Consider the following 25443-nt stretch of genomic DNA (forward strand, 5'->3'; position numbering starts at 1 on the left):
AACTGTAAGCTCTTTATATTTTAACAAAATATGATTAATCACACTGCCTTCAGTCTTAATTTAATAAAAACTGAGAAAGATATCCAATGAAATGATACCTTTCTCAGTTTAACAATTATGCTTTATTTAACTTAAATAATCTTTCAGCATTTTCAGTTGTTTGCTTACAAACTTCTTCATAAGTCATATCGCGTAATTCTGCAATTTGTTGCGCTACTAATGTCACGCGTTGTGGTTCATTACGTTTACCTCTGTATGGATGAGGAGATAAATATGGTGCATCCGTTTCAACTAATAGTCGATCCATAGGCACGTGTTGAGCTACTTCTTTAGGTTGTTTTGCATTCTTAAATGTCACTGGACCACCTAATGAAACGTAGAAATTTAATTTATTGATAACAACATCAGCAATTTCTGGTGATGCACTAAAACTATGCATAATACCGCCAACTTCTTCAGCGTGTTCTTCCATTAAAATATCCACACAATCTTGTGTCGCTTCACGATTATGAATAATAATTGGTAATTTCACACGTTTAGCTAAAGCAATTTGCTTTCTAAATACTTCTTTTTGAACATCGGCAGGTGATTTATCCCAATGATAATCTAGACCCATTTCTCCAATACCAATTATTTTCGGATGTTTTGCTAAGTTTTCAATCCACTCTAATCTTTCTTCTGTACAATCAATTGCGTCTACAGGATGCCAACCGATAATACCATAGATGAATTCATATTGGTCTATTAACTCCATCGTACGTTCAATTGTAGGTGTATCAAACCCTACAACGAACATGCGATCAACACCATCTTCTCTAGCACGAGTAATGACATCTTTTAAATCTTCATCATATTGTTCATCATTTAAATGAACGTGTGTATCAATTAACATGATTATCCCCCTTATTTAATAGAATATCTTACTTAACGATTGCACCATTTGGAATAGCATTAGGTAAGCTAATAAGTGTTAAGACACCATCTTTTTCAGCTGATAAAATCATACCTTCTGATTTTTGTCCCATTAATTTCGCTGGTTTTAAATTAGTAACTACTGCTACTTTTTTACCAATGATATCTTCTGGACGATAAAATTTAGCAATACCTGATACTATTTGTCTTTGTTCATTATCTAAATCTATTTGAATTTTTAATAGTTTATCTGATTTTTTAACATTTTCTGCATCAACAATTGTTGCAGCTTTAATTTCTACTTTATCAAAATCTTTAATATCAATAATATCTTTACTTGGAACTGATTCTTGTTCTGTTGATTTTGGTGGTTGCATTGATTCTTTAATATATGCAATTTCCGCTTCAGTATCTAGTCTTGGGAAAATTGGTGTTGGTTTAGCTGTAACAGTAATAGGTTCAGTTAATGCACCGTATGTTTCTAAACTAGAGAATTCAGTTAGTTCTGGATTATTGATATTTAATTGTTTAAATATTTCTTTTGGTGCATGTGTAATGAATGGACGTAATAATACTGATGCAAAACGAATATTTTCAACTAAGTGTGCCATTACATTACCAAGCATGTCTTTTTGACTTTCATCTTTAGCTAAAACCCAAGGCGTTGTTTCATCAATATATTTATTAGTACGACTAATAAATTTCCAAACTGTTGATAAAGCAACTGAGAATTGTAAACTATCCATATTTTCATGGAATTCTTTAACTGTTTCCAATGCCATTGCTTCCATATCTTCATCTAATTCATGTTTAGGGCCTTGATATGCAGGTAGTTCTCCTTGGAAATATTTATTAATCATAGAAATAGTACGATTAACTAAGTTACCTAAGTCATTAGCTAAATCATAATTTGTTCTTTCAACAAATGCTTCTGGCGTGAATACGCCATCTGAACCAAATGGTAATTCTCTCATTAAATAATAACGAGTAGCATCTAGACCATAGCGATCAATCAGTACGTTAGGATCAACGACATTCCCTTTAGATTTACTCATTTTACCGTCTTTCATTAGAATCCAACCATGAGCAAATACCTTTTTAGGTAATGGTAAGTCTAAAGCCATTAGTAAAATTGGCCATATAATTGAATGGAATCGTACAATTTCTTTAGCCATTAAGTGTATATCAGCTGGCCAATATTTGTTAAATAATGTTTCATCATCTGATAAATAACCTAGGGATGAAATATAGTTTACAAGTGCATCAATCCATACATAAACCACATGTTTTGGATTTGAAGGTACACTAACGCCCCAATTAAATGATGTACGTGATACCGCTAAGTCTTCCAATCCTGGTTTAATAAAGTTATTAATCATTTCATTCTTTCTTGAAGGTGGTTGAATAAAGTCTGGATTTTGATCATAAAATTCTAGTAATCGATCAGTATATTTCTTAATATTGAAGAAATAACTTTCTTCTTTAACTAATTCTACTTCATGACCTGAATCTGGGCTTTTACCGCCAACAATTTTACCGTTTTCATATACTGGTTCCACAAGTTGTGATTCTGTATAATATGTTTCATCTGGTACAGAATACCAACCTTCATATTCACCAAGATAAATATCGCCTTGTTTTAATAAACGCTCAAATACTTTTTCAACGACTTGTTTGTGGCGTTCTTCAGTAGTTCGAATAAAATCATCATTAGAAATTTCTAATTTATCCCATAAGTTTTTAATTCCGGCAATCATTTCATCTAAATATTCTAATTCTGTTTTGCCTGCTTTTTGTGCTTTTTCTTGAATTTTTTGACCATGTTCGTCAGTACCTGTTAAATATCGAACATCGTAACCTTGCATTCTTTTATATCTAGCAATTACGTCACCTGCTACAGTAGAATATGCGTGACCTATATGCAAGTTGCCACTTGGATAATAAATTGGTGTTGTTATATAAAATGTATCTTTAGCCATCAATGGTCCTCCTCGTTTCTTACAAATTAAATGATATCTAAATTTATTTTGCTTTTCAATTGTGTACCGTTAGTACGTTTATTTACTCATTTCAAATATTTGTTACTAAACAATTGGTTAATATTATCTTTACTACAATACCATAATTTAAAGCATTATTGTGTTGAAACTCTCTATTATTTAATCGTTTATAATATGTGCTATCTATTTTTTAATATTTAGCTACTTTTAATCAATATGATGATAAATATTATAAATTTCGCTTGTTTTACTTTGTCGATCTTCTGCAACCATTTTAATAGCTGCTTTGGTTTTAACACTTTTTTCTTTTATATAATAATTCACATGTTCCTCGACAGACATATCTTCAAACCATAATGTTGAGATTTCAGCTTCAGCGCCCTCAATTAAGATTACAAATTCTCCCTTTAATGGAATATCATTGTTTTGCACCTTAGTCGATAAAGTTTCCACATCTGCTGTAACAATTTCCTCAAATTTTTTAGTTAACTCTCGTCCTAGTGAAACTTGGCGATGGTTATCAACTTTAGCAATGGATTTTAATGTATCTGTCACTCTGTGTGGAGATTCATATATAATAAGTGTACTATTTTGATACATACGTTCTGAAAGAATATTAACTTTATCTTTGTCTTTTCTAGGTAAAAAGCCTAAAAATGTATATGTAAAAGATGGTAATCCACTTGCCATTAATGCCGTTAAACCAGCATTCGGTCCTGGTATGGTTTCTACTTTAATATTCTGTTTTCGTGCTTCAACTACTAATTCATACCCAGGATCACTGATTAGCGGTAACCCTGCATCAGACACTAAAGCTATATTCAAACCTGATAATAATTGTTCTATCATATATTCAGTTTGTTGATCTTTATTATGTTCATGATAAGATTTCAAAGGTGTCTTAATCTCATAATGATTACATAGTTTACGTGTAACTCTTGTATCTTCACATGCAATTAAATCTACTTGATGGAGTGTATCTATTGCACGATAAGTAATGTCAGCTAAATTACCTATTGGCGTTCCGACTAAATATAATGTAGACATATTATCCCTCTTTAATCATTCTTAATTTCTTTTGTCTAGTGAAGGTCTTAATTTCATATTCACGTTTTAATGCTTCTGATTTGGTCGAATATGTTTCTTGATAAACTAACTCTACCGGACGTCTTATTTTTGTATATTTGGCACCTTTACCTTCATTATGTTTCGCTACACGTGCTTTTATATCTTTAGCATACCCTGTATATAGACTTCCATCTTTACATTTTACAATATAAACAAAATGTTTATCCATAATATATACCCTTCATTTCTTCTGAATACATCCCATCCTTTTGATAAATATAAAATGGGGGTGTAATATCCAAACCTTGATTTCCTGATTTTCTTCCTTCAACTAATATGGTTTGAGCGTCTCTATCCAATTTACTATAAACTAATGTTAGACGTTTAGGTTCAATATTTGCGCGTCGCATTTCAGTTAGAACATCCATCATTCTTTCAGCTCTATGAACCATATATAATCTGCCACCTTGTTTCAATAAATGTCTAGCTGCCATTAAGCAATCTTCTAATTTACATAAGATTTCATGTCTAGCAATTTTATGAGCTTCCTTTTGATGTTGATGTAATTGATTTTCTTTAAAATATGGTGGATTACATGTAACAACAGAATATTGAGATGGTTTAAAATGTTGGAATACACTTTTGACATCCATTTGATGCATATAAAGTCGATCGTCTAGTTGATTATATTTAAAACTTCGTTGAGCCATATCTACAAGTTGTGGTTGAATTTCAATGCCTTCAATAGGTTGATTACCTTTATATGATAGAAGTAATGGTATTACGCCATTTCCTGAACATATATCTATGACTTTATCTTTTTTCCTAATTTCTGCAAAATCGCCTAGTAACAATGCATCAGTTGAAAAGGAAAATACATCATCATTTTGAATTATTTTTAAGTTTTCTTTGATTAGTGAATCTAACCTCTCATTATCCTTTAGCATTTATCTTTCTCCTAAAAAAGGGACGCTGTTATATCGTAGTAATTCATTGTCTACTCATAACACATCCCTATCGTCTTTCTAATATCAAAAATGTTTAATCACTTAATACATTTAAACATAATAAGCAATCTTCACCATGTCTATGTTTACCAAATAACTCACCTTTGCAAATATGAAATCCTTCTTTATATAACATTGCTAAGTTATCTTTACTAGGTAGTGGTTTTTTTACATTTTTAGTTTGGTGTGAGTTAACAGTTTCTGAATTTGAACTTTCACTCTTATCCATTAATTGTTTTAAATTATCATTTTCTACTTGAAGCGCTACATTTTCTTCAACAAGTGCTACAGCTAAATCTTTTAAATCAGACATATCCTCATTAAGTTGATTCATATTTGTTTCTAAGCGCATCAATTTTTCAAATAACTCATTCCGATTCAAAGGTGGTTAAACCTCCTTAATTAAATGCTTCAATTTCTTCCATTTTATATTCTAACGGTTGCTCCATGCCTTCTACTTTAACTTGCATGGATATATCTAAAATATTCAATCCAACAACTTGGCCATTACCATCTGGCGTTTCAATTGAATCACCTACATCTGGTAATTGGGCACGTGCTTCTTCATAATAGTCATTCTCATATTTTAAACAGCACATTAAACGTCCACATGCACCAGATATTTTGGCGGGATTTAACGATAAGTTTTGATCTTTAGCCATTTTTATGGATACTGGTTCAAAATCTCCTAAAAATGTAGAACAACAAAGAGAACGACCACACGGACCTATGCCACCTAATAATTTAGCTTCGTCGCGTACTCCAATTTGTCTTAATTCGATTCTCGTTTTTAAATTTTGTGCTAATACTTTAACTAACTTTCTAAAATCAATACGATCATCTGCAGTGAAATTGAATATAACTTTTGATTTATCTAACGTGTATTCACAGTTTACTAATCTCATATCCAATCCCTGTTGACTTACTACATCTTTGCATAATGCTAATGCCTCTTCGGCATCATCTGCATTACTATAGTATGTGTCTATATCTTGTTGTGAAGCTACTCTCATAACTTCTTTCAATGGAAGAGTTACATCACCTTCATCAACTGATCGTGTCGGCATTTTAACCAATCCGATTTCTATACCACGTTTAGATTCTACTACTACCCAATCATCTTTTTTAATCTGTAAATCCTTAGGCGCATAATATTCTAATTTCCCAGCCTTTTGAAACTGTACTCCTATTACATCTGGCATCTATCTCACACCTTTAATCACTATTTGTTCAAATACAAGTGTTGGGTTTACATTTTGATTTAACTTTTTATGTGCTTCTGTTAATTGATCGTACATCAATATAAGTTGGTTATATGTTAAATGTTTTGCATATTTTTCTATCTCAACACTTAGGTCGCTAAATATATATTCACTATTCATTTCTACTTTTGCATGCATAATATCCTCAAAAAATCCATTCACTGAAGCTAACGTTAATAACTGTAATTTACGGTTTTTAGCCTGTTTCAATAAATCAATAATACCAATCAAGGCCATTGAACGATTTGATAATAATAATTCACACCATCTAACGATACTCTTTCTTAAACTCACAAGATCATATTCTTCATTTAAATTGAATGCAGTTTCTGCTTGAGTCGTGAAAGTACTTAACATTTCAGCAACTGGACGTGATATTGACTGCTCAACTAAATAATCAATGAATTGTCCTTTATCAATAGGTTTAAAATAAACATGTTGGCATCTTGAATGTATAGTATCTAAAATCTGTTCCGGCTTTGTAGATAATAATATTGCAATCGTATTTTGAGGTGGTTCCTCCAAGAATTTTAATATACTATTTTCACCTTGAACAGTTAATTTTTCAAAATCTTCAACAATATAAACTTTATACTCACCTTCTATAGGTAGTTGATTCATATGATGAACAAGTTGTTCGATGGCTTCCTTTTTTATAGTACTTTCTTCACTAGAGACATACAAAAAATCAGGATGGTTGAATGTACTAACTTTAACCTTGCACTGTTCATTATCATTACATAAAATCATCTTAGCAAAGTTCATAGCAACATTTTGCATAGATTGTGCATCATCACCTTCGAAAAGATAAGCATGCGATAATTTATTCGAATCATATGCATTGGTTAATTGCTGTTGTTCATCCATTTAGATATCTCTCCTATATCTTCTTATATAAAAAGACTGCTAAAAAAGCAGTCTCAAATTGTTAAATACTTTTTGTTGAAACTAATAAATCAAATTAAAACACAACATTATCTGCATATGCTTAATTCGGGGATGATATAAAAAGTAAATAGTCATACCCCTATTTTATTAGTTCGATTTAAAATTGATGGAATGCTTCAATAGGCATTACAAATACCGTAGCACCGCCAACTTCAACTTCTACTGGATATGGTATGTAAGAATCTGCACTACCACCCATTGGTGTAATTGGTGATACTAGTTGTTCTCTATTACCACATGTATTATTAATCACTGATAATAAGTCGTCTACACGGTCATCATTGACCCCACATAAAAACGTCGTATTTCCAGCTTTTAAAAACCCACCTGTTGTTGCTAATTTAGTTGCTCTAAAATCATGTTTGACAAGTTGGTCTGAAAGTTCTTGGCTGTCTTGGTCTTGGACGATTGCTATAATCATCTTCATTTTTATAACACCTCTTTCAATTATTATATCACAATTATTTTAAATATTTGATGATAGATTTGTATGTAGCTGCAACAACTTCATCGAGAGGTTGATCAGCGTCTATTTGAACAAAACGTTGGGGTTCATTTTCTATTATTTGATGATAGCCCTCAATCACTTTTTCATGAAAATCAATATCTTCTTGATCCAAACGATTTTGACTTCTACTGTTTTTTAAAATTCTTTCACGACCTACTTCGGCAGAAACATCTAAATATATTGTTAAATCTGGATATAATCCATTAATTGCGAATTCATTTAAAGACTTTACCTCTTCAATACCAATACCTCTAGCATATCCTTGATAAGCTAATGAACTATCGATATATCTATCACACAAAACAATCTGTTTATTTTTTAATGCTGGAATCACTTTTTCTACTAGATGTTCACGTCTTGATGCTGCAAAAAGCATTGCTTCAGTACGAATATCCATGTGGTTGCCTTCTAGCACGACTTTTCTTATCTCTTCACCCGTTGATACGCCACCTGGTTCACGAGTTGAAATAGCATCGTAAGTTTGAGCCAACTTTTTTGCTACTTCTTTTATAACTGTAGTTTTACCTGAACCTTCTGGCCCTTCAAATGTTATAAATGCTGACATTTTTATTCATCCTTAATTAAAATTTGATTATCTTTTATACCTTCAACTTTCATATTTGATTGTTGATATTGATTCATCAATTTTATCATATTTTCAGTGATTTTTTCTCCTTTAAACAAAATCGGAACACCTGGTGGATATGGTATTATGTGACGTGCTAAACGGTATTCTAATGAATCATTAATATCTATCCATTTAACATCATTATAAAATATAGGAACAAACTCTCCGCATTCAGTCATAAGTTCAGGATAAAATTGGCTCACTTGCTTAATATCGGGTAATAACATACTGTTTATTTTTTCTAATAATATATTAAATGGATATTCGTCTCCTTGATGCCATAGTGGTAATACAAATAAAACTTGGTAATCATCGGCTAATTCTACGTAAATATGTTCCTTTTCAAACCAGTTTTGTATGTCATATCCAGAATAACCAGGATATGTAATCAACATTTTCAATGGATCATCAACATTATTTACAATAAACCCTTTATTTTCTAGTGTATTCAGTAATAATTCTCTCTTTTCAAAAAAGATATCACTTTGATATTCTTCATAAAATGTATGTGCCATTTCTAAACTTGCCATAACAAGATATGAAGGACTAGATGTTTGAAAATATGATAAATATTGTTTGATTTCTTCTTTATGTGGCGCATCTTTATGTATATAAAGTATTGATCCCATCGTTAGTGCTGGTAATGTTTTATGATATGACTGGACTACATAATCCGCTCCATAATTTAACGAAGAAGTTGGAAAACCTTTCAAATCGAAATGAGCGCCATGTGCTTCATCAATTAATACTGGAATATGTTTTGAATGTAGAAGCTCAATGTCAGATTGGATATCATAAGTTTCACCATAGTAATTAGGATATGTCATAATAGCTAATTTCTGATTATTTAAGTCTAAATCTTGTAACTGTGGAGACAAGTAATGATGTGATGTCGAACTTACTTTCATTTTTGTAAATTTAGCTTTTTGATGGGCTAACTCTAATCCATGAAAAACAGATTTATGTACGTTTCTAGGTATTAAATATTCACCATTTTGATGCGCTAATGCTTGTATTACAGACAAAATACCAGACGTTGTACCATTAACTAATAGATAAGCATTATAATCTTGATGTTTATTGAATTGCGCCATGCTATCTAAAATAATTTCTTCTGGATGATGTAAATCATCTAATCCACTTATTTCAGTCATATCCATTTTAAAATCTAAGTTTTTTAATAGACCAATTGTCATATTTTTATGTCCAGGAACATGCATTGAAATACTTTGGTGTGATATTAAATTTTTTAATTGATTGGAAATAGGTTGATTCAAATCATCACTCTTTTCACTATAATTAATTTATTCGATTATCTTATATGAGATAAATCATCATCTTGTTGGTTGACCCAATTTCTTTTTAACAATCCCATGACATAACAATCTCTATATTCGCCCCTTGTATAAAAGTGCTCTTTTAATTCACCTTCAATTTCAAAGTTGTTACTTTTATATATGTGCACTGCTTTTTCATTTTTAACATCTACATAGAGATATACCTTGTGCATATTAAGTACTAAAAATGCATAATCTATTGCCATCTTAAACGCTTTTTTAGCGTACCCTCTATTCGCAAATTGAGGATCTACTATAATTAACACCTCGCATGTTCTATGTATAAAATTAATTTCCAATAACTCAACAACACCGATAGATTGTTGGTTTTCTTCAATTACAAAACGTCTTTCAGATTCATCTAAAATATGCTTTTGGTAAAGTGATTCTAGTTCACTTAATGATTGATAGGGTTCCTCAAACCAATAAGACATAATTGAATACTCGTTATTCAAGTTATGTAAATACTGTAAATCTGTTTTTTCTAAAGCTCGTATAATCATCTCTATAGCACTCCTTTAGTACGATATTATTGAATTTTATGTTAAATGTAAATCATTTCATAATAAAAAAGGAAGTTAAGCAACGTTTTATTGCTCGACTTCCATTGGCATTATACTCTATTAAGTTTATGATTCACTAGTTGACGATTTAAAGCGCTTCACTTTTTATGTATAAAAAAAAGAGACCTTACGGTCTCAATGCGGCTCATCGCATCCTATTATTTGCCTGGCAACGTCCTACTCTAGCGGAACGTTAGTCCGACTACCATCGGCGCTAAGGAGCTTAACTTCTGTGTTCGGCATGGGAACAGGTGTGACCTCCTTGCCATTGTCACCAGACAAATGGAATGTATTATACATTCAAAACTAGATAGTAAGTAAAATGATTTTGCGTCGCAAAACATAAAATTGATTAAGTCTTCGATCGATTAGTATTCGTCAGCTCCACGTGTCACCACGCTTCCACCTCGAACCTATTAACCTCATCATCTTTGAGGGATCTTATAACCGAAGTTGGGAAATCTCATCTTGAGGGGGGCTTCATGCTTAGATGCTTTCAGCACTTATCCCGTCCATACATAGCTACCCAGCTATGCCGTTGGCACGACAACTGGTACACCAGAGGTATGTCCATCCCGGTCCTCTCGTACTAAGGACAGCTCCTCTCAAATTTCCTACGCCCACGACGGATAGGGACCGAACTGTCTCACGACGTTCTGAACCCAGCTCGCGTACCGCTTTAATGGGCGAACAGCCCAACCCTTGGGACCGACTACAGCCCCAGGATGCGATGAGCCGACATCGAGGTGCCAAACCTCCCCGTCGATGTGAACTCTTGGGGGAGATAAGCCTGTTATCCCCGGGGTAGCTTTTATCCGTTGAGCGATGGCCCTTCCATGCGGAACCACCGGATCACTAAGTCCGTCTTTCGACCCTGCTCGACTTGTAAGTCTCGCAGTCAAGCTCCCTTATGCCTTTACACTCTATGAATGATTTCCAACCATTCTGAGGGAACCTTTGAGCGCCTCCGTTACCTTTTAGGAGGCGACCGCCCCAGTCAAACTGCCCACCTGACACTGTCTCCCACCACGATAAGTGGTGCGGGTTAGAAAGCCAACACAGCTAGGGTAGTATCCCACCAATGCCTCCACGTAAGCTAGCGCTCACGTTTCAAAGGCTCCTACCTATCCTGTACAAGCTGTGCCGAATTTCAATATCAGGCTACAGTAAAGCTCCACGGGGTCTTTCCGTCCTGTCGCGGGTAACCTGCATCTTCACAGGTACTATGATTTCACCGAGTCTCTCGTTGAGACAGTGCCCAAATCGTTACGCCTTTCGTGCGGGTCGGAACTTACCCGACAAGGAATTTCGCTACCTTAGGACCGTTATAGTTACGGCCGCCGTTTACTGGGGCTTCGATTCGTAGCTTCGCAGAAGCTAACTACTCCTCTTAACCTTCCAGCACCGGGCAGGCGTCAGCCCCTATACATCACCTTACGGTTTAGCAGAGACCTGTGTTTTTGATAAACAGTCGCTTGGGCCTATTCACTGCGGCTCTTCTGGGCGTTAACCCTAAAGAGCACCCCTTCTCCCGAAGTTACGGGGTCATTTTGCCGAGTTCCTTAACGAGAGTTCGCTCGCTCACCTTAGAATTCTCATCTTGACTACCTGTGTCGGTTTGCGGTACGGGCACCTGTTATCTATCTAGAGGCTTTTCTTGGCAGTGTGAAATCAACGACTCGAGGAAACAATTTCCTCTCCCCATCACAGCTTGACCTTATGAGTGCCGGATTTGCCTAACACTCAGTCTTACTGCTTGGACGTGCAATCCAATAGCACGCTTCGCCTATCCTACTGCGTCCCCCCATCGATTAAAACGATACTAGGTGGTACAGGAATATCAACCTGTTATCCATCGCCTACGCCTGTCGGCCTCAGCTTAGGACCCGACTAACCCAGAGCGGACGAGCCTTCCTCTGGAAACCTTAGTCAATCGGTGGACGGGATTCTCACCCGTCTTTCGCTACTCACACCGGCATTCTCACTTCTAAGCGCTCCACATGTCCTTGCGATCATGCTTCAACGCCCTTAGAACGCTCTCCTACCATTGTCCTACGGACAATCCACAGCTTCGGTAATATGTTTAGCCCCGGTACATTTTCGGCGCAGTGTCACTCGACTAGTGAGCTATTACGCACTCTTTAAATGATGGCTGCTTCTAAGCCAACATCCTAGTTGTCTGGGCAACGCCACATCCTTTTCCACTTAACATATATTTTGGGACCTTAGCTGGTGGTCTGGGCTGTTTCCCTTTCGAACACGGACCTTATCACCCATGTTCTGACTCCCAAGTTAAATTGATTGGCATTCGGAGTTTGTCTGAATTCGGTAACCCGAGAAGGGCCCCTCGTCCAAACAGTGCTCTACCTCCAATAATCATCACTTGAGGCTAGCCCTAAAGCTATTTCGGAGAGAACCAGCTATCTCCAGGTTCGATTGGAATTTCTCCGCTACCCTCAGTTCATCCGCTCACTTTTCAACGTAAGTCGGTTCGGTCCTCCATTCAGTGTTACCTGAACTTCAACCTGACCAAGGGTAGATCACCTGGTTTCGGGTCTACGACCAAATACTCAACGCCCTATTCAGACTCGCTTTCGCTACGGCTCCACATTCACTGCTTAACCTTGCATCAAATCGTAACTCGCCGGTTCATTCTACAAAAGGCACGCCATCACCCATTAACGGGCTCTGACTACTTGTAAGCACACGGTTTCAAGTTCTCTTTCACTCCCCTTCCGGGGTACTTTTCACCTTTCCCTCACGGTACTGGTTCACTATCGGTCACTAGAGAGTATTTAGCCTTAGGAGATGGTCCTCCCAGATTCCGACGGAATTTCACGTGCTCCGTCGTACTCAGGATCCACTCAAGAGAGTATATATTTTCGACTACAGGATTATTACCTTCTTTGATTCAACTTTCCAGATGATTCGTCTAATATATACTTTTGTAACTCCGTATAGAGTGTCCTACAACCCCAACAAGCAAGCTTGTTGGTTTGGGCTCTTCCCGTTTCGCTCGCCGCTACTCAGGGAATCGATTTTTCTTTCTCTTCCTCCGGGTACTAAGATGTTTCAGTTCTCCGGGTCTGCCTTCTGATATGCTATGTATTCACATATCGATAACATGACATAACTCATGTTGGGTTTCCCCATTCGGAAATCTCTGGATCAACGCTTACTTACAGCTCCCCAAAGCATATCGTCGTTAGTAACGTCCTTCTTCGGCTTCTAGTGCCAAGGCATCCACCGTGCGCCCTTAATAACTTAATCTATGTTTCCATCCTACAGGAAACGCGTTATTAATCTTGTGAGTGTTCTTTCGAACACTAGCGATTATTTCTTATGAATTCAAGCTTTAAAACTCTAATTCACTCGGTTTTGCTTGGTAAAATCTATATTTTACTTACTTATCTAGTTTTCAATGTACAATAAATGTTTGAATGTTGTATAAACATTCAAAACTGAATACAATATGTCAATGTTATTCCTTCATCTTCTACGAAGATGTTCCGAATATATCCTTAGAAAGGAGGTGATCCAGCCGCACCTTCCGATACGGCTACCTTGTTACGACTTCACCCCAATCATTTGTCCCACCTTCGACGGCTAGCTCCATAAATGGTTACTCCACCGGCTTCGGGTGTTACAAACTCTCGTGGTGTGACGGGCGGTGTGTACAAGACCCGGGAACGTATTCACCGTAGCATGCTGATCTACGATTACTAGCGATTCCAGCTTCATGTAGTCGAGTTGCAGACTACAATCCGAACTGAGAACAACTTTATGGGATTTGCTTGACCTCGCGGTTTAGCTGCCCTTTGTATTGTCCATTGTAGCACGTGTGTAGCCCAAATCATAAGGGGCATGATGATTTGACGTCATCCCCACCTTCCTCCGGTTTGTCACCGGCAGTCAACTTAGAGTGCCCAACTTAATGATGGCAACTAAGCTTAAGGGTTGCGCTCGTTGCGGGACTTAACCCAACATCTCACGACACGAGCTGACGACAACCATGCACCACCTGTCACTTTGTCCCCCGAAGGGGAAAACTCTATCTCTAGAGTGGTCAAAGGATGTCAAGATTTGGTAAGGTTCTTCGCGTTGCTTCGAATTAAACCACATGCTCCACCGCTTGTGCGGGTCCCCGTCAATTCCTTTGAGTTTCAACCTTGCGGTCGTACTCCCCAGGCGGAGTGCTTAATGCGTTAGCTGCAGCACTAAGGGGCGGAAACCCCCTAACACTTAGCACTCATCGTTTACGGCGTGGACTACCAGGGTATCTAATCCTGTTTGATCCCCACGCTTTCGCACATCAGCGTCAGTTACAGACCAGAAAGTCGCCTTCGCCACTGGTGTTCCTCCATATCTCTGCGCATTTCACCGCTACACATGGAATTCCACTTTCCTCTTCTGCACTCAAGTTTTCCAGTTTCCAATGACCCTCCACGGTTGAGCCGTGGGCTTTCACATCAGACTTAAAAAACCGCCTACGCGCGCTTTACGCCCAATAATTCCGGATAACGCTTGCCACCTACGTATTACCGCGGCTGCTGGCACGTAGTTAGCCGTGGCTTTCTGATCAGGTACCGTCAAGACGTGCACAGTTACTTACACGTTTGTTCTTCCCTGATAACAGAGTTTTACGATCCGAAGACCTTCATCACTCACGCGGCGTTGCTCCGTCAGGCTTTCGCCCATTGCGGAAGATTCCCTACTGCTGCCTCCCGTAGGAGTCTGGACCGTGTCTCAGTTCCAGTGTGGCCGATCACCCTCTCAGGTCGGCTACGTATCGTTGCCTTGGTAAGCCGTTACCTTACCAACTAGCTAATACGGCGCGGATCCATCTATAAGTGACAGCAAGGCCGTCTTTCACTATTGAACCATGCGGTTCAAAATCTTATCCGGTATTAGCTCCGGTTTCCCGAAGTTATCCCAGTCTTATAGGTAGGTTATCCACGTGTTACTCACCCGTCCGCCGCTAACGTCAAAGGAGCAAGCTCCTTATCTGTTCGCTCGACTTGCATGTATTAGGCACGCCGCCAGCGTTCATCCTGAGCCAGGATCAAACTCTCCATAAAAAATTATGATGTTTGATTAGCTCATAAAACTAAATTAATTGTTGTAACTTCCGTTACATTATTGGAATTAACGTTGACATATTGTCATTCAGTTTTCAATGTTCATTTCTTTACCGACAAGAATTAATTATACGCTTTATTAACTTTAAAGTCAACAACTTTTTATAATTAATTTTTGAAGTATTTTGTTTGTGTTTCGCTTTGTTCCGCTCAACAAATATATACTATACAGGCTCACAAAGCTTTTAACAACAGTAAAATTTACACTTTCTTAACAAACGAGAACTCCTATTTAATCATATGCCGAACGATATAGACTATCCATTATATAAAGTTCATTTTTTGATTATATATTCCATAGAATTACTCATTTATCCCTAAGATAAACCTTTAATTTACAAACTTTATCTTTTTTTAAATTTTTATTAAGAAATATAAAAAACGCTGATACTATACATATCAGCGTTTAAACTACATTTCAGTTCTACCGGCAATTGCTTTGGATAAGGTCACTTCATCAGCATACTCTAAATCTCCACCAACTGATAAACCTTGGGCTAAACGCGTTACTTTTATCCCAATAGGTTTTACAAGTCTTGAAATATACATCGCCGTTGACTCACCTTCTAAGTTAGGATTCATCGCTAAAATTAATTCTTTAACTTCATCACTTTTTAGTCGATCGACTAATGCAGGTATATTAATATCTTCTGGACCTATACCATCCATTGGAGAAATAGATCCATGTAACACATGATATAATCCTTTAAATTCTCTCATCTTTTCCATTGCGATAACGTCTTTATCATCTTCAACAACACAGATTACTGAACGATCTCGTTGTTTGTCTTCACAAATGTAGCAAGGATCTTTCTCTGTAATATGTCCACAAACACTACAATAAGTAAGTTCACGTTTAACATCTACAAGTGCTTTCGCAAATTGAACAACGTCGTCTTCTTTCATATCTAATGTATGAAAAGCCAGACGTTGAGCTGTCTTAGGACCAATGCCTGGCAATTTCATAAAACTATCTATAAGTTTGGATATTGGTTCTGGATAATGCATATTATCACATTCCAGGGATGTTTAAGCCTTGAGTATGTTTACCTAGACGTTCTTGTGTTAATTTATCAGCTTTATTCATTGCTTCATTTGTAGCAGCTAATACTAGGTCTTGTAACATTTCAACATCATCTGGATCTACAGCATCTTCTTTGATTTGTACGTCAACAACTTCTTTGTGGCCAGTAACTGTTACAGTAACCATGCCTCCACCTGCTGTACCTTCTACACGTTCTTCTTTTAATTTCTCTTGTTCTTGTTCCATTTTCTTTTGCATTTTTTGCATTTGTTTCATCATTTGTTGCATATTTCCGCCACCGCGCATAATTCCATTTCCTCCTTATAATCCTTCATATTCTTTAAATTATTACTTTGTTTATATTATACATACGAATATTAGCCTTGTCATGTGTGGCTATTCATCTATCATATGAACTGTTTCTTCGCCAAATAAATCTTTTGCTTTTTGTGCTATATCCTCTTGTTCTGGTTCTTTTTCATTTTCTTCCGCTTCATGATGTTGATCTTGTTTACGATTTTGGAGATACTCAGCTCTAACACGTAACCATTGGTCTGAAGGCACGCCTACCACTTTGACTGTTTTATTGACGATATTACAAACAACACTTTCTATATTATTACGTTTTTCATCGTCTTTATTAACAATTTCACAATGAATTTCTTCTTCAAACTTAACTAGTACATGATCTTCACTAGCAGCAACAGGTTCTGAATTTTGAAGTAAGCTCACTAAAGATTTTTTGTCATTATTTTTAGCATGATCAATTACTTCTTGCCAATGATTTTTAAGTAACTTAATGTCATCCTTATTCGCTTTATCTAAAACTTTTGCAATTTGTTGCATTGAAAATGCGTTTTTAGAGCGTTGTTGACTACGCACAGGTTTTTTAGGTTGTTGCGTTTGTCCTGATGTAGCCACTCCTTGAGATTTCAAGGTTTTAAGTTCTTGTTCTAATTGTTCCATACGTTGTAATAAAACATCATTATTAGGCTCTGTGGCAACTTGTGTAGTCGCAACATTTTGTACTGTTTCTGGTTTAGCTTTAATCATTTCCGCTAATTTTACTAACAGTACTTCAAAGTGAACACTTTGATTTACACTAAAACGTATAGAAACTAATGTGTCATTAATGATATCAATCATACGATATAAGGTATCTAAGTCAAAATGAATAAGTGCATCATATTCAACGTCTTGGTTAGACGTTTTGTTCATAATAGTATCTCTAACAAAATAAATCATATCATTAATCAAACGATTAACTTCTTTACCTTCTGTAACAAATTGGTGATATCTATTAAATGATTCTTTAACATCACCTTCAACAATATCTTTAAATAATTCATTAAGTGACGCTTCGTCAACGCTGCCTGTAACATTTAACGCATCTTGTAAAGTTAAGTGTTCATCTCCGAACGCAATAGCTTGGTCCATAATACTTAACGCATCTCGCATACCACCTTCAGATGCCTTGGCAATAAACTCTAAGGCCTCATCATCGTATGGTAATGATTGTGAATCAGCTACATATTTCAAACGATCAACAATTTGATTTAAACTGATTGCTTTAAAATCAAATCTTTGTGCTCTTGAAATAATCGTTGGTGGAATTTTATGAGGTTCAGTTGTCGCTAAAATAAAAATCGCGTGTGCAGGTGGTTCTTCTAATGTTTTTAACAATGCATTAAAAGCCCCAGTAGTCAGCATGTGAACTTCATCTATAATATAAATTTTATATTTTGATTCGCTTGGAGCATATTTAACTTTATCTCTAATGTTTCTAATTTCGTCTACACCATTGTTACTTGCGGCATCAATTTCAATAACATCAGAGTTAGTACCTTGCGTAATGCCTTTACAAATCGCACACTCATTACATGGTTCTCCATCCGAACTATTTGTACAATTGATAGCTTTCGCAAATACTTTAGCAATACTCGTCTTCCCAGTTCCTCTTGGGCCACTAAATATGTAAGCATGAGATTGCTTCCCTTTAGAAATCGCATTTCGCAAAGTTTTAGTTACATGTTCTTGACCAACAACATCATCAAAACTTTGAGGGCGATACATACGATATAACGCTTGATAATTCAACTTAGCACCTCCATTAGCAATTACATTCTATTATATCACGCACGTAAACTTGTTCATCAATAAAAGTGTGTTAACGCATAATACTTGGATATTTTACTTTTCCAATTGGTGGATCTATTAAGTTATCCCATAGAAATTTCACTAATAAAGGTTGTGACTCATCTCCATATTCTGAATATAAGCCGAATTCACTAGCCAGTTGATAACCTAACTTTTTAAAATAGTCTTGTTCTCGGTCAACAACAATCGTTGTATAATCTTGGGATTTAGCTCGTTCTTCAACAGCTTGCACAAGAGCTTTACCTAATCCTTGATTTCTTAATTCTTTTTTTACTGATAAAGACGCGATGGTTAAAGCTGTATATTTCTTTTCTTCCGATGTAACACTTACTTCTATTAGTAAGGCATGTCCAATAACTTTATTTTGCTCATTTTTCGCAATGACTTCTAATTCATAATTATAGTCATCTGATTTTCTTAATTTTTTAACGAGTGCTTTTTCTTGCCAACTCGTTTCAGGTTGATCATCATAGTTTTCTTCAATACTATTCAACGATTCTTCATAATCCACTTCGGTTAAGGTACTCAAGTATATTTGCATTGTTTCACCACCATGTTTGTCATTAGCTATTGCACTTATATATCGCTTTAACTTTATCAAATTATGTCATATTTATCTATTTATAAAAAAGAGAGCGACTCATCGAAAATAAGTCGCTCAAATCTATATTTTGTATAATTAGTTTTTTAAAATTAAAAACCGTGCACCTTTGTATCGAACGTATATCACAAACGTTACCGAAGTCGTTAGCTAAATCTCGGCTACCCTACGGCACATATGATTATCCACTTAATGCTGCTTCCGTCAGGACCTGACATGATTCGTGGGTTCATATTGCATAGGACCGAAATCTTCAAACACTACGTGCTTCGGGCAGACTTCACAAAAATACGCCCTCAACAAAGGAATTAAGTCTCGCATAAAGCGGATTTCGAGTACAGGGAACCGCTACCTCCCCACCTAGCACGGTAAGATTTATAATACTATAATTCCTCTATTGTTTGCAAGCTTAAAATCTTATTCTGAAAAATATCTATTAGAACTATTATATTAAAGAAACTACTGGATAAGATTTTCACGACGCCGAGAAAACTCTTTAAATTTAAAATCTGTCGCAATGTGTTTAGATATATTGTATTGAAACTGAGTTGTATCTTTTAAGTAGACTGTACTTCTTACAGTAGCGGTATAAGGCGGATTAATATCGCCAAATACCTCATCATCTATCTTTGAAAATGGTTCAAAAGTAATTGATTTACTCGAATAACTAATCTCTAGTTGTAAATCATTTTCTAAATAATCATATATGGATTGTCTTGCTACTTCATCACTAATGTTTCCAACAATAGATTTTACGAAGAAATCTTCATCTAAAATTTTTACTTTTCCTTCTATAGAACGTGTACGAATAACATGAATTAATTTATCATCTTTTTCCAAACCTAATTCAAATTGTACTTTTTCTGCATCAGCGGCATTTATTTCTTCATTAATCACAAGTTCAGTATGATGTTTTAAACCCAATTGATGTTGTATCTCTTTAAAACTAATTAATTCTGAAAAAGGAAATTCAGTTATCCCTTGGTATATTACAACAGAACCTTTACCTCTAATTTTTTGAATCATACCATCATTAGCTAATAAATCCAGCGCTTTACGAACAGTTTCTCTCGAAGTTCCATATGTTGTAACTAATTCATTTTCAGAAGGTAGTTGTTCACTATATCGATACACTTCTGTTAAGATTTGATTTTTCAATTGTTCATAAATTGTGATGAATTTCTTTTGTACCATGGTGTATTCCTCTTTTAATCGTATTTACTTTACTATTTCTATAACAATCGCGCCAAATCCTGATATTTTATGCTGATTTATAGTTCCATTTTGAATAATAGTATCTCCTGATATATCTAAGCCATCAGGTAAAGTGACTTCATCTTTTGAGAAATTAGCTATAATTAACCAAGTTTGATGACGATAATGTCGACGATATACAAATAATTGATTGTGATCCATATACATCGGTTCTATATTACCATAAGTTAAAATATCATTTTGATGTCTTAAATTTATTAATGCTTTATAAGTATGCAGAACGGATTCGGAATCTTTCATTGCTTGTTCAACATTAATCTTTTGATAATTATCGGCAGTAGCAATCCATGACTCTCCTGAAGTAAAACCTGCATTTTCTGAATCATCCCATTGCATTGGTGTTCGAGAATTATCGCGTGATTTTTGGTCTAATATTTCTAGAATGTGTTGTTCTGAATAACCTTGGCTCTTCAAATAATGAAAAGCATTCAAAGATTCTATATCTCTATATTCCTCTATTGATTTAAAATGAGGATTTGTCATACCTATCTCTTCTCCTTGATAGATATAAGGTGTACCTTGCAACATATGTAGTGCAATGGCTAAAGTTTTTGCACTTGCTTGACGTAACTCTTCTGAACTATCATCTCCAAAACGCGAAACAACACGTGGTTGATCGTGATTACACCAAAATATTGCGTTCCAACCTCCACCTTCGTAAATACCCAATTGCCAATTCATTAATATTTCTTTAAGCTGATGAAAATCCATTTTCCCTTTAGCCCATTTTTCTCCATCAGGATAGTCAACTTTCAAATGATGGAAATTGAATACACTACTTAATTCTTGTCGATTAGGATTAGAGTATTTAACACAATGATCAATTGTTGTAGATGACATTTCACCTACAGTCATCATGTCTTTATTTCCAAATGTATTTTGATTTAACTCATGTAAAAATTCATGTACTCTTGGGCCATCTGTATAAAATTCTTTACCAATTTTTTTAGAATCTTTAAATTCACCTTTAGAAATAAGATTAATCACATCAAAACGGAATCCATCCACACCAAAGTCTATCCAATAATTTACAATTTTATATAGTGCTTGTCGTACTTCAGGATTATCCCAATTTAAATCAGCTTGCGTAACATCGAATAAATGTAAGTAATATTCATCTGTTTGTTCATCATATTTCCAAGCATTCCCACCAAATTTAGATTCCCAATTGGTTGGTGGCCCATCTTCTGATGATCTAAAGAAGTAATAATCACGATATGGACTATCCTTAGATTTAATCGCTTCTTTAAACCATTGATGTTCAGTTGATGTATGATTGATTACGATATCCATCATTATTTTAATATTTCTTTGATGTGCCTCTTTTACCAAGAGTTTAAAGTCGTCTAATGTACCAAAATTCTCATTAACCTTCAGATAATTACTTATATCATATCCGTTATCATTCATTGGTGATTCATAAATAGGTGTTAACCAAATATAATCAATTCCTAAAAATTGTAAGTAGTCGAGTTTTTCTATAATACCTTTGAGGTCACCTTCACCATTTCCCGTTGTATCATTAAATGACTTAGGATATATTTGATAAACTACTGACTTTCTCCAGTCTTGTTCTTTCATTGTAAAACCACCTTTTTGTACATTGTTTAATAATAAAAAGCGTTCAGAGGTTTGCTAAACATGAAAGCTTTAATTTTATGAGTTAGATGTATCGACCATTTTTTTGGCTTTTTGATTACTAAATCTTGAAAATACTATCGTTAAAATTGCTGGTATAATCGTAGCCACTAATATAGCCGGGATATAAATCCACCAAAATTCATTTTTTATTGAAATAAATGCTGGCCAACCACCAACACCCACTTTACCTAATACTTTATTAGCACCAATGAACCCTCCGAGTACACTTGATGTTAGAATTGCAGAGATAAATGGATATTTCAATGGTAAATTCACACCAAATAATGCTGGTTCAGTAACTCCTAATACACCTGAAATACCTGAAGTAAATGCAAGGCCTTCTTCTTTAACCATCTTCTTACGTTTGTAGACAATCCATGCACCAAATGCTGCTGACCCTTGGCAAATATTAGAAATGGCTAAAATTGGCCATAAATATGTGCCGCCTAAACTACTACCCATTAATTGGAAGTCAACAGCTAAGAACATGTGGTGCAGTCCTGTGATAACAAGTGGCGCGTATAATAAACCATATAAGGCACCACCTAACCAACCTGCATGTTCGAAAACATATGTTACTCCATTTGTAATTCCTGTACCTAATATTAAGGCAATTGGTCCGATAACAATAAATGCCAAGAAGCCTGTTATTAACAGTGCAACTGGACCGACAACTAGCATTTTAATGGAATCATGTACAACTTTATTAAGTACTTTTTCAATTTTTGCCAAAACATATGTAGCTAATAATACTGGTAAAACTTGTCCTTGATAATTCAATTGTTTAATTTCTAATCCAAATAAATTCCAAGTTGGTATATGTCCTTTACCGATATCGTATTGAGAGACAAGTTGTGGATTCATCAAAATAAGTCCCAATACTAAACCTAAAATCGGACTTCCTCCAAACACTCGCATACTACTCCAACCAATTAACGCTGGTAAGAAAATGAAGGCTGTGTTAGCTATAACGTTAATCATATCTGAAATATCCGCAATTTGCGGGTACATTTCTATTAACTTTTTAGGACCAAAAAGACCTTCCATGGTTAAAATGTTATTAATCCCCATTAATAAACCTGCAGTTACAATCGCTGGCAAGATTGGTATAAATATATCCCCTAACAATTTAATCAATCTTTGTATAGGATTCCCCTTTTTCGCTGCAGCTTGTTTAGCGTCATCTTTAGATGCTTCTTCTGCTCCGGTTTCTGCTACAAATTGTTTATAGACTTCATCAACTGTCCCCGGACCAATAACAATTTGGTATTGATGATCTGCTTTGAATTGTCCTTTTACTAAAGGATTATCACTTAATGCATCTTTATCTACCTTGTTATCGTCTTTTAACACTAATCGTAACCTTGTCACGCAGTGTGTTGCAGTGTCTAGATTTTCTTTGCCCCCAATTGCATCTACAATGGCTTTTACATCTTTATTATTTACAGCCATAGCCGTCACTCCTTTGTTTTCTTATGCTGATTATAACTTGTCTAGACAAGTTATGTAAAGGCTTTCAGAAAAGTAGAGTTAATCGTTCAATGTTAAATTCACAAATACGCCATTATTAATATTGATTTAACAGTTAAGAACTAATTATGGACTGCGCGGATTAAAACCTGTATCTATCAAATGTGGACGGACATTACTAATGCATTAAAGATGAGGGTTTTTGACTCCAAAAACAAATAAAAAAGGCAAATACTCATTGATAAATGAATACTTGCCTTTTATATCTATTAGTCTTGGATTTAAAATTCTAATGGCGGAGGAAGAGGGATTCGAACCCCCGCGGCCCGTTAAGGCCCTGTCGGTTTTCAAGACCGATCCCTTCAGCCGAACTTGGGTATTCCTCCATTGAACACAATAAATATATTATAATAGCGTTCATTAAAAGTCAATTCTTTTTTTACACTAGAATTTTTTGATTTAAATAACTTTCAACTGCATCAGCCACTGCTCTACCTTCTTTAATAGCCCAAACAACAAGACTTTGACCTCTTCGAGCATCACCAGCAGCAAAAATTTTCGAATGATTCGTTCTAAAATCTCTATCATTAGCAATAATTTTATTTCTTTCAGTTTTAATACCAAATGATTGTGGAATTGTCGTTTCAGTACCTACAAAACCAATGGAAAGTAATACTAAATCAGCAGGCCAAAATTTTTCTGACCCTTCTCCCATTACAGTTCCATCTTCAGTTTCACTAATTACTTGTGTATAGAGTCCTCTAACATTACCAATATGATCCACATCATACCTCATCGTTTGTACACCATAAGCACGTGGTTCTTGACCAAAACGTGCTTCATATTCCTTATGAGCATAATCCATTTTAAATACTGGTAAGGCTAATGGCCATGACGTATTGGTTTCAAAAGTGATTTCTTCAGGTAATTTCGTATACTTATTAAACTGTACGACAGATTTGCAATTTTCACGTAATGCAGTAGCAACACAGTCTGCACCTGTATCACCTGCTCCGATAATGATGACATTTTTATCTTTAGCTGTTATTGTTACCTCGTCAATTTCACCATTTAAAAATTGAGTTTGTTCAGTTAAATAATCCATTGCAAAATGTATACCGTAACCCATACGTCCTTCTAAAGGTAAGTCTCTAGCATTTTGAGAACCAGTGCATAGAATTATTGCATCATACATCTTTTCTAGTTCTTCACGATTGATATCTACACCTATTTCTATACCTGTTTTGAATGTAATGCCAGCTTCTTCCATTAATTTGACACGACGTCTTACAACATCTTTATCTAACTTCATATTAGGAATACCATACATCAATAATCCACCCGGTTCTTTAGCACGTTCGTATACTGTCACTTTATATCCTCGATGATTAAGTTCATCTGCTGCTGTCAAACCGGCCGGACCACTTCCAACAATTGCAATTGTTTCATTTCTATCCGCTTCAGGATATTTCGGTTTAACCCAGCCATTGTCATAAGCTTCATCAATAATAGTTCGTTCAATACCTTTAATCGCTACTGACTCTCTATTAATTTTCATCACACATGCATGTTCACATGGTGCTGGACATACACGCCCTGTAAATTCCGGAAAATTATTAGTTTCGCTAAGTCTTTCGTAGGCAGTTTTATAGTCACCACGATAAACAAGATCATTCCATTCAGGTATGTAATTACCAATTGGACATCCTATGGTTTCATTCCCATAGGATAATCCACTTTGACAAAATGGTGTACCACAATCCATACATCTTGCACCTTGAATTGAAGCATCATCTTTTGAAAATCGATTTTGAAATGCTTTGTGGTTTGAAAGACGATCAATCAAAGACAACTCTGATAATGCTTGTTTTTCATATTTCATAAACCCTTTAAACTCGCCCATG

20 protein-coding genes, 1 tRNA gene, 3 rRNA genes and 1 other RNA gene are annotated in these 25443 nt (G+C 35.5%); all 25 read right to left on the reverse strand.

From position 1 onward, the window contains the following. Nucleotides 1-115: 115 nt before the first annotated feature. The gene (locus NSQ15_RS11365) at nt 116-892 is read right to left on the reverse strand and encodes a TatD family hydrolase (RefSeq protein WP_017638148.1); all 777 of its coding nucleotides are present in this window, start codon (nt 890-892) and stop codon (nt 116-118) included. A gap of 28 nt (nt 893-920) precedes the next feature. Then, a complete protein-coding gene (metG, locus tag NSQ15_RS11370) occupies nt 921-2891 on the reverse strand; it encodes a methionine--tRNA ligase (protein ID WP_017638149.1) in 1971 nt (656 codons plus the stop codon). A gap of 228 nt (nt 2892-3119) precedes the next feature. After that, the gene (rsmI, locus tag NSQ15_RS11375; protein ID WP_070452020.1) at nt 3120-3959 is read right to left on the reverse strand and encodes a 16S rRNA (cytidine(1402)-2'-O)-methyltransferase; all 840 of its coding nucleotides are present in this window, start codon (nt 3957-3959) and stop codon (nt 3120-3122) included. Nucleotide 3960: 1 nt separating this feature from the next. Next, nucleotides 3961-4209 (reverse strand): GIY-YIG nuclease family protein, encoded by a 249-nt coding sequence (locus tag NSQ15_RS11380; RefSeq protein WP_017638151.1) that lies wholly within the window; start codon nt 4207-4209, stop codon nt 3961-3963. After that, nucleotides 4202-4927 (reverse strand): tRNA1(Val) (adenine(37)-N6)-methyltransferase, encoded by a 726-nt coding sequence (locus NSQ15_RS11385; RefSeq protein ID WP_017638152.1) that lies wholly within the window; start codon nt 4925-4927, stop codon nt 4202-4204. The genes NSQ15_RS11380 and NSQ15_RS11385 overlap by 8 nt, the downstream gene beginning before the upstream one ends. A gap of 94 nt (nt 4928-5021) precedes the next feature. Continuing rightward, nucleotides 5022-5369: a DNA replication initiation control protein YabA gene (gene yabA, locus NSQ15_RS11390; RefSeq protein ID WP_017638153.1), complete on the reverse strand. Its 348-nt coding sequence runs from the start codon at nt 5367-5369 to the stop codon at nt 5022-5024. Between the two features lie 16 nt (nt 5370-5385). Further along, nucleotides 5386-6189 carry a PSP1 domain-containing protein gene (locus NSQ15_RS11395; RefSeq protein WP_017638154.1) on the reverse strand — a complete coding sequence of 268 codons (804 nt, stop codon included), beginning with the start codon at nt 6187-6189 and terminating at the stop codon, nt 5386-5388. Continuing rightward, nucleotides 6190-7116, reverse strand: coding sequence for a DNA polymerase III subunit (locus NSQ15_RS11400; protein WP_017638155.1), 927 nt, complete (start codon nt 7114-7116; stop codon nt 6190-6192). Nucleotides 7117-7294: 178 nt separating this feature from the next. Continuing rightward, entirely contained in the window at nt 7295-7624 is a 330-nt protein-coding gene (locus NSQ15_RS11405) for a cyclic-di-AMP receptor (protein WP_017638156.1), read from the reverse strand. Nucleotides 7625-7658: 34 nt separating this feature from the next. After that, complete coding sequence (gene tmk, locus NSQ15_RS11410) at nt 7659-8270, reverse strand: dTMP kinase (RefSeq protein ID WP_217194208.1); 612 nt, start codon at nt 8268-8270, stop codon at nt 7659-7661. Nucleotides 8271-8272: 2 nt separating this feature from the next. Further along, the gene (locus NSQ15_RS11415) at nt 8273-9610 is read right to left on the reverse strand and encodes an aminotransferase class I/II-fold pyridoxal phosphate-dependent enzyme (RefSeq protein WP_217194207.1); all 1338 of its coding nucleotides are present in this window, start codon (nt 9608-9610) and stop codon (nt 8273-8275) included. A gap of 35 nt (nt 9611-9645) precedes the next feature. After that, nucleotides 9646-10173, reverse strand: coding sequence for a GNAT family N-acetyltransferase (locus NSQ15_RS11420; RefSeq protein WP_017638159.1), 528 nt, complete (start codon nt 10171-10173; stop codon nt 9646-9648). 224 nt (nt 10174-10397) lie between these two features. Continuing rightward, nucleotides 10398-10512: ribosomal RNA gene (gene rrf / locus NSQ15_RS11425) — 5S ribosomal RNA — on the reverse strand. Between the two features lie 69 nt (nt 10513-10581). Next, nucleotides 10582-13503 (reverse strand): 23S ribosomal RNA (locus NSQ15_RS11430). A gap of 255 nt (nt 13504-13758) precedes the next feature. After that, a 16S ribosomal RNA gene (locus NSQ15_RS11435) occupies nt 13759-15311 on the reverse strand. The 16S, 23S and 5S rRNA genes sit together here, the layout of an rRNA operon. Before the next feature lie 471 nt (nt 15312-15782). Continuing rightward, on the reverse strand, nt 15783-16379 hold the full coding sequence (gene recR / locus NSQ15_RS11440; RefSeq protein ID WP_017638323.1) for a recombination mediator RecR: 597 nt from the start codon (nt 16377-16379) through the stop codon (nt 15783-15785). A gap of 4 nt (nt 16380-16383) precedes the next feature. Next, nucleotides 16384-16701, reverse strand: a complete 318-nt coding sequence (locus tag NSQ15_RS11445; RefSeq protein ID WP_017638322.1) for a YbaB/EbfC family nucleoid-associated protein — start codon at nt 16699-16701, stop codon at nt 16384-16386. A 90-nt stretch (nt 16702-16791) separates the two neighbouring features. Further along, nucleotides 16792-18492, reverse strand: coding sequence for a DNA polymerase III subunit gamma/tau (dnaX, locus tag NSQ15_RS11450; RefSeq protein ID WP_017638321.1), 1701 nt, complete (start codon nt 18490-18492; stop codon nt 16792-16794). A gap of 70 nt (nt 18493-18562) precedes the next feature. Next, complete coding sequence (locus NSQ15_RS11455) at nt 18563-19093, reverse strand: GNAT family N-acetyltransferase (RefSeq protein WP_070451585.1); 531 nt, start codon at nt 19091-19093, stop codon at nt 18563-18565. A gap of 159 nt (nt 19094-19252) precedes the next feature. Next, nucleotides 19253-19522: signal recognition particle sRNA large type (ffs, locus tag NSQ15_RS11460), an RNA gene on the reverse strand. A gap of 90 nt (nt 19523-19612) precedes the next feature. After that, complete coding sequence (gene treR, locus NSQ15_RS11465; RefSeq protein ID WP_070451587.1) at nt 19613-20347, reverse strand: trehalose operon repressor; 735 nt, start codon at nt 20345-20347, stop codon at nt 19613-19615. A gap of 24 nt (nt 20348-20371) precedes the next feature. Further along, the gene (treC, locus tag NSQ15_RS11470) at nt 20372-22009 is read right to left on the reverse strand and encodes an alpha,alpha-phosphotrehalase (protein ID WP_070451589.1); all 1638 of its coding nucleotides are present in this window, start codon (nt 22007-22009) and stop codon (nt 20372-20374) included. Between the two features lie 75 nt (nt 22010-22084). After that, nucleotides 22085-23521 (reverse strand): PTS system trehalose-specific EIIBC component, encoded by a 1437-nt coding sequence (gene treP, locus NSQ15_RS11475; protein WP_070451591.1) that lies wholly within the window; start codon nt 23519-23521, stop codon nt 22085-22087. A 311-nt stretch (nt 23522-23832) separates the two neighbouring features. Continuing rightward, nucleotides 23833-23925 (reverse strand) — tRNA-Ser (locus NSQ15_RS11480). 53 nt (nt 23926-23978) lie between these two features. After that, nucleotides 23979-25442 (reverse strand): glutamate synthase subunit beta, encoded by a 1464-nt coding sequence (locus NSQ15_RS11485; protein ID WP_017638316.1) that lies wholly within the window; start codon nt 25440-25442, stop codon nt 23979-23981. Nucleotide 25443: the final 1 nt, after the last annotated feature.

Origin of the sequence: Staphylococcus sp. FSL W8-0774 (assembly GCF_038006785.1) — a bacterium.
In the GTDB taxonomy this organism is placed as follows: Bacteria; Bacillota; Bacilli; order Staphylococcales; family Staphylococcaceae; genus Staphylococcus; species Staphylococcus pasteuri.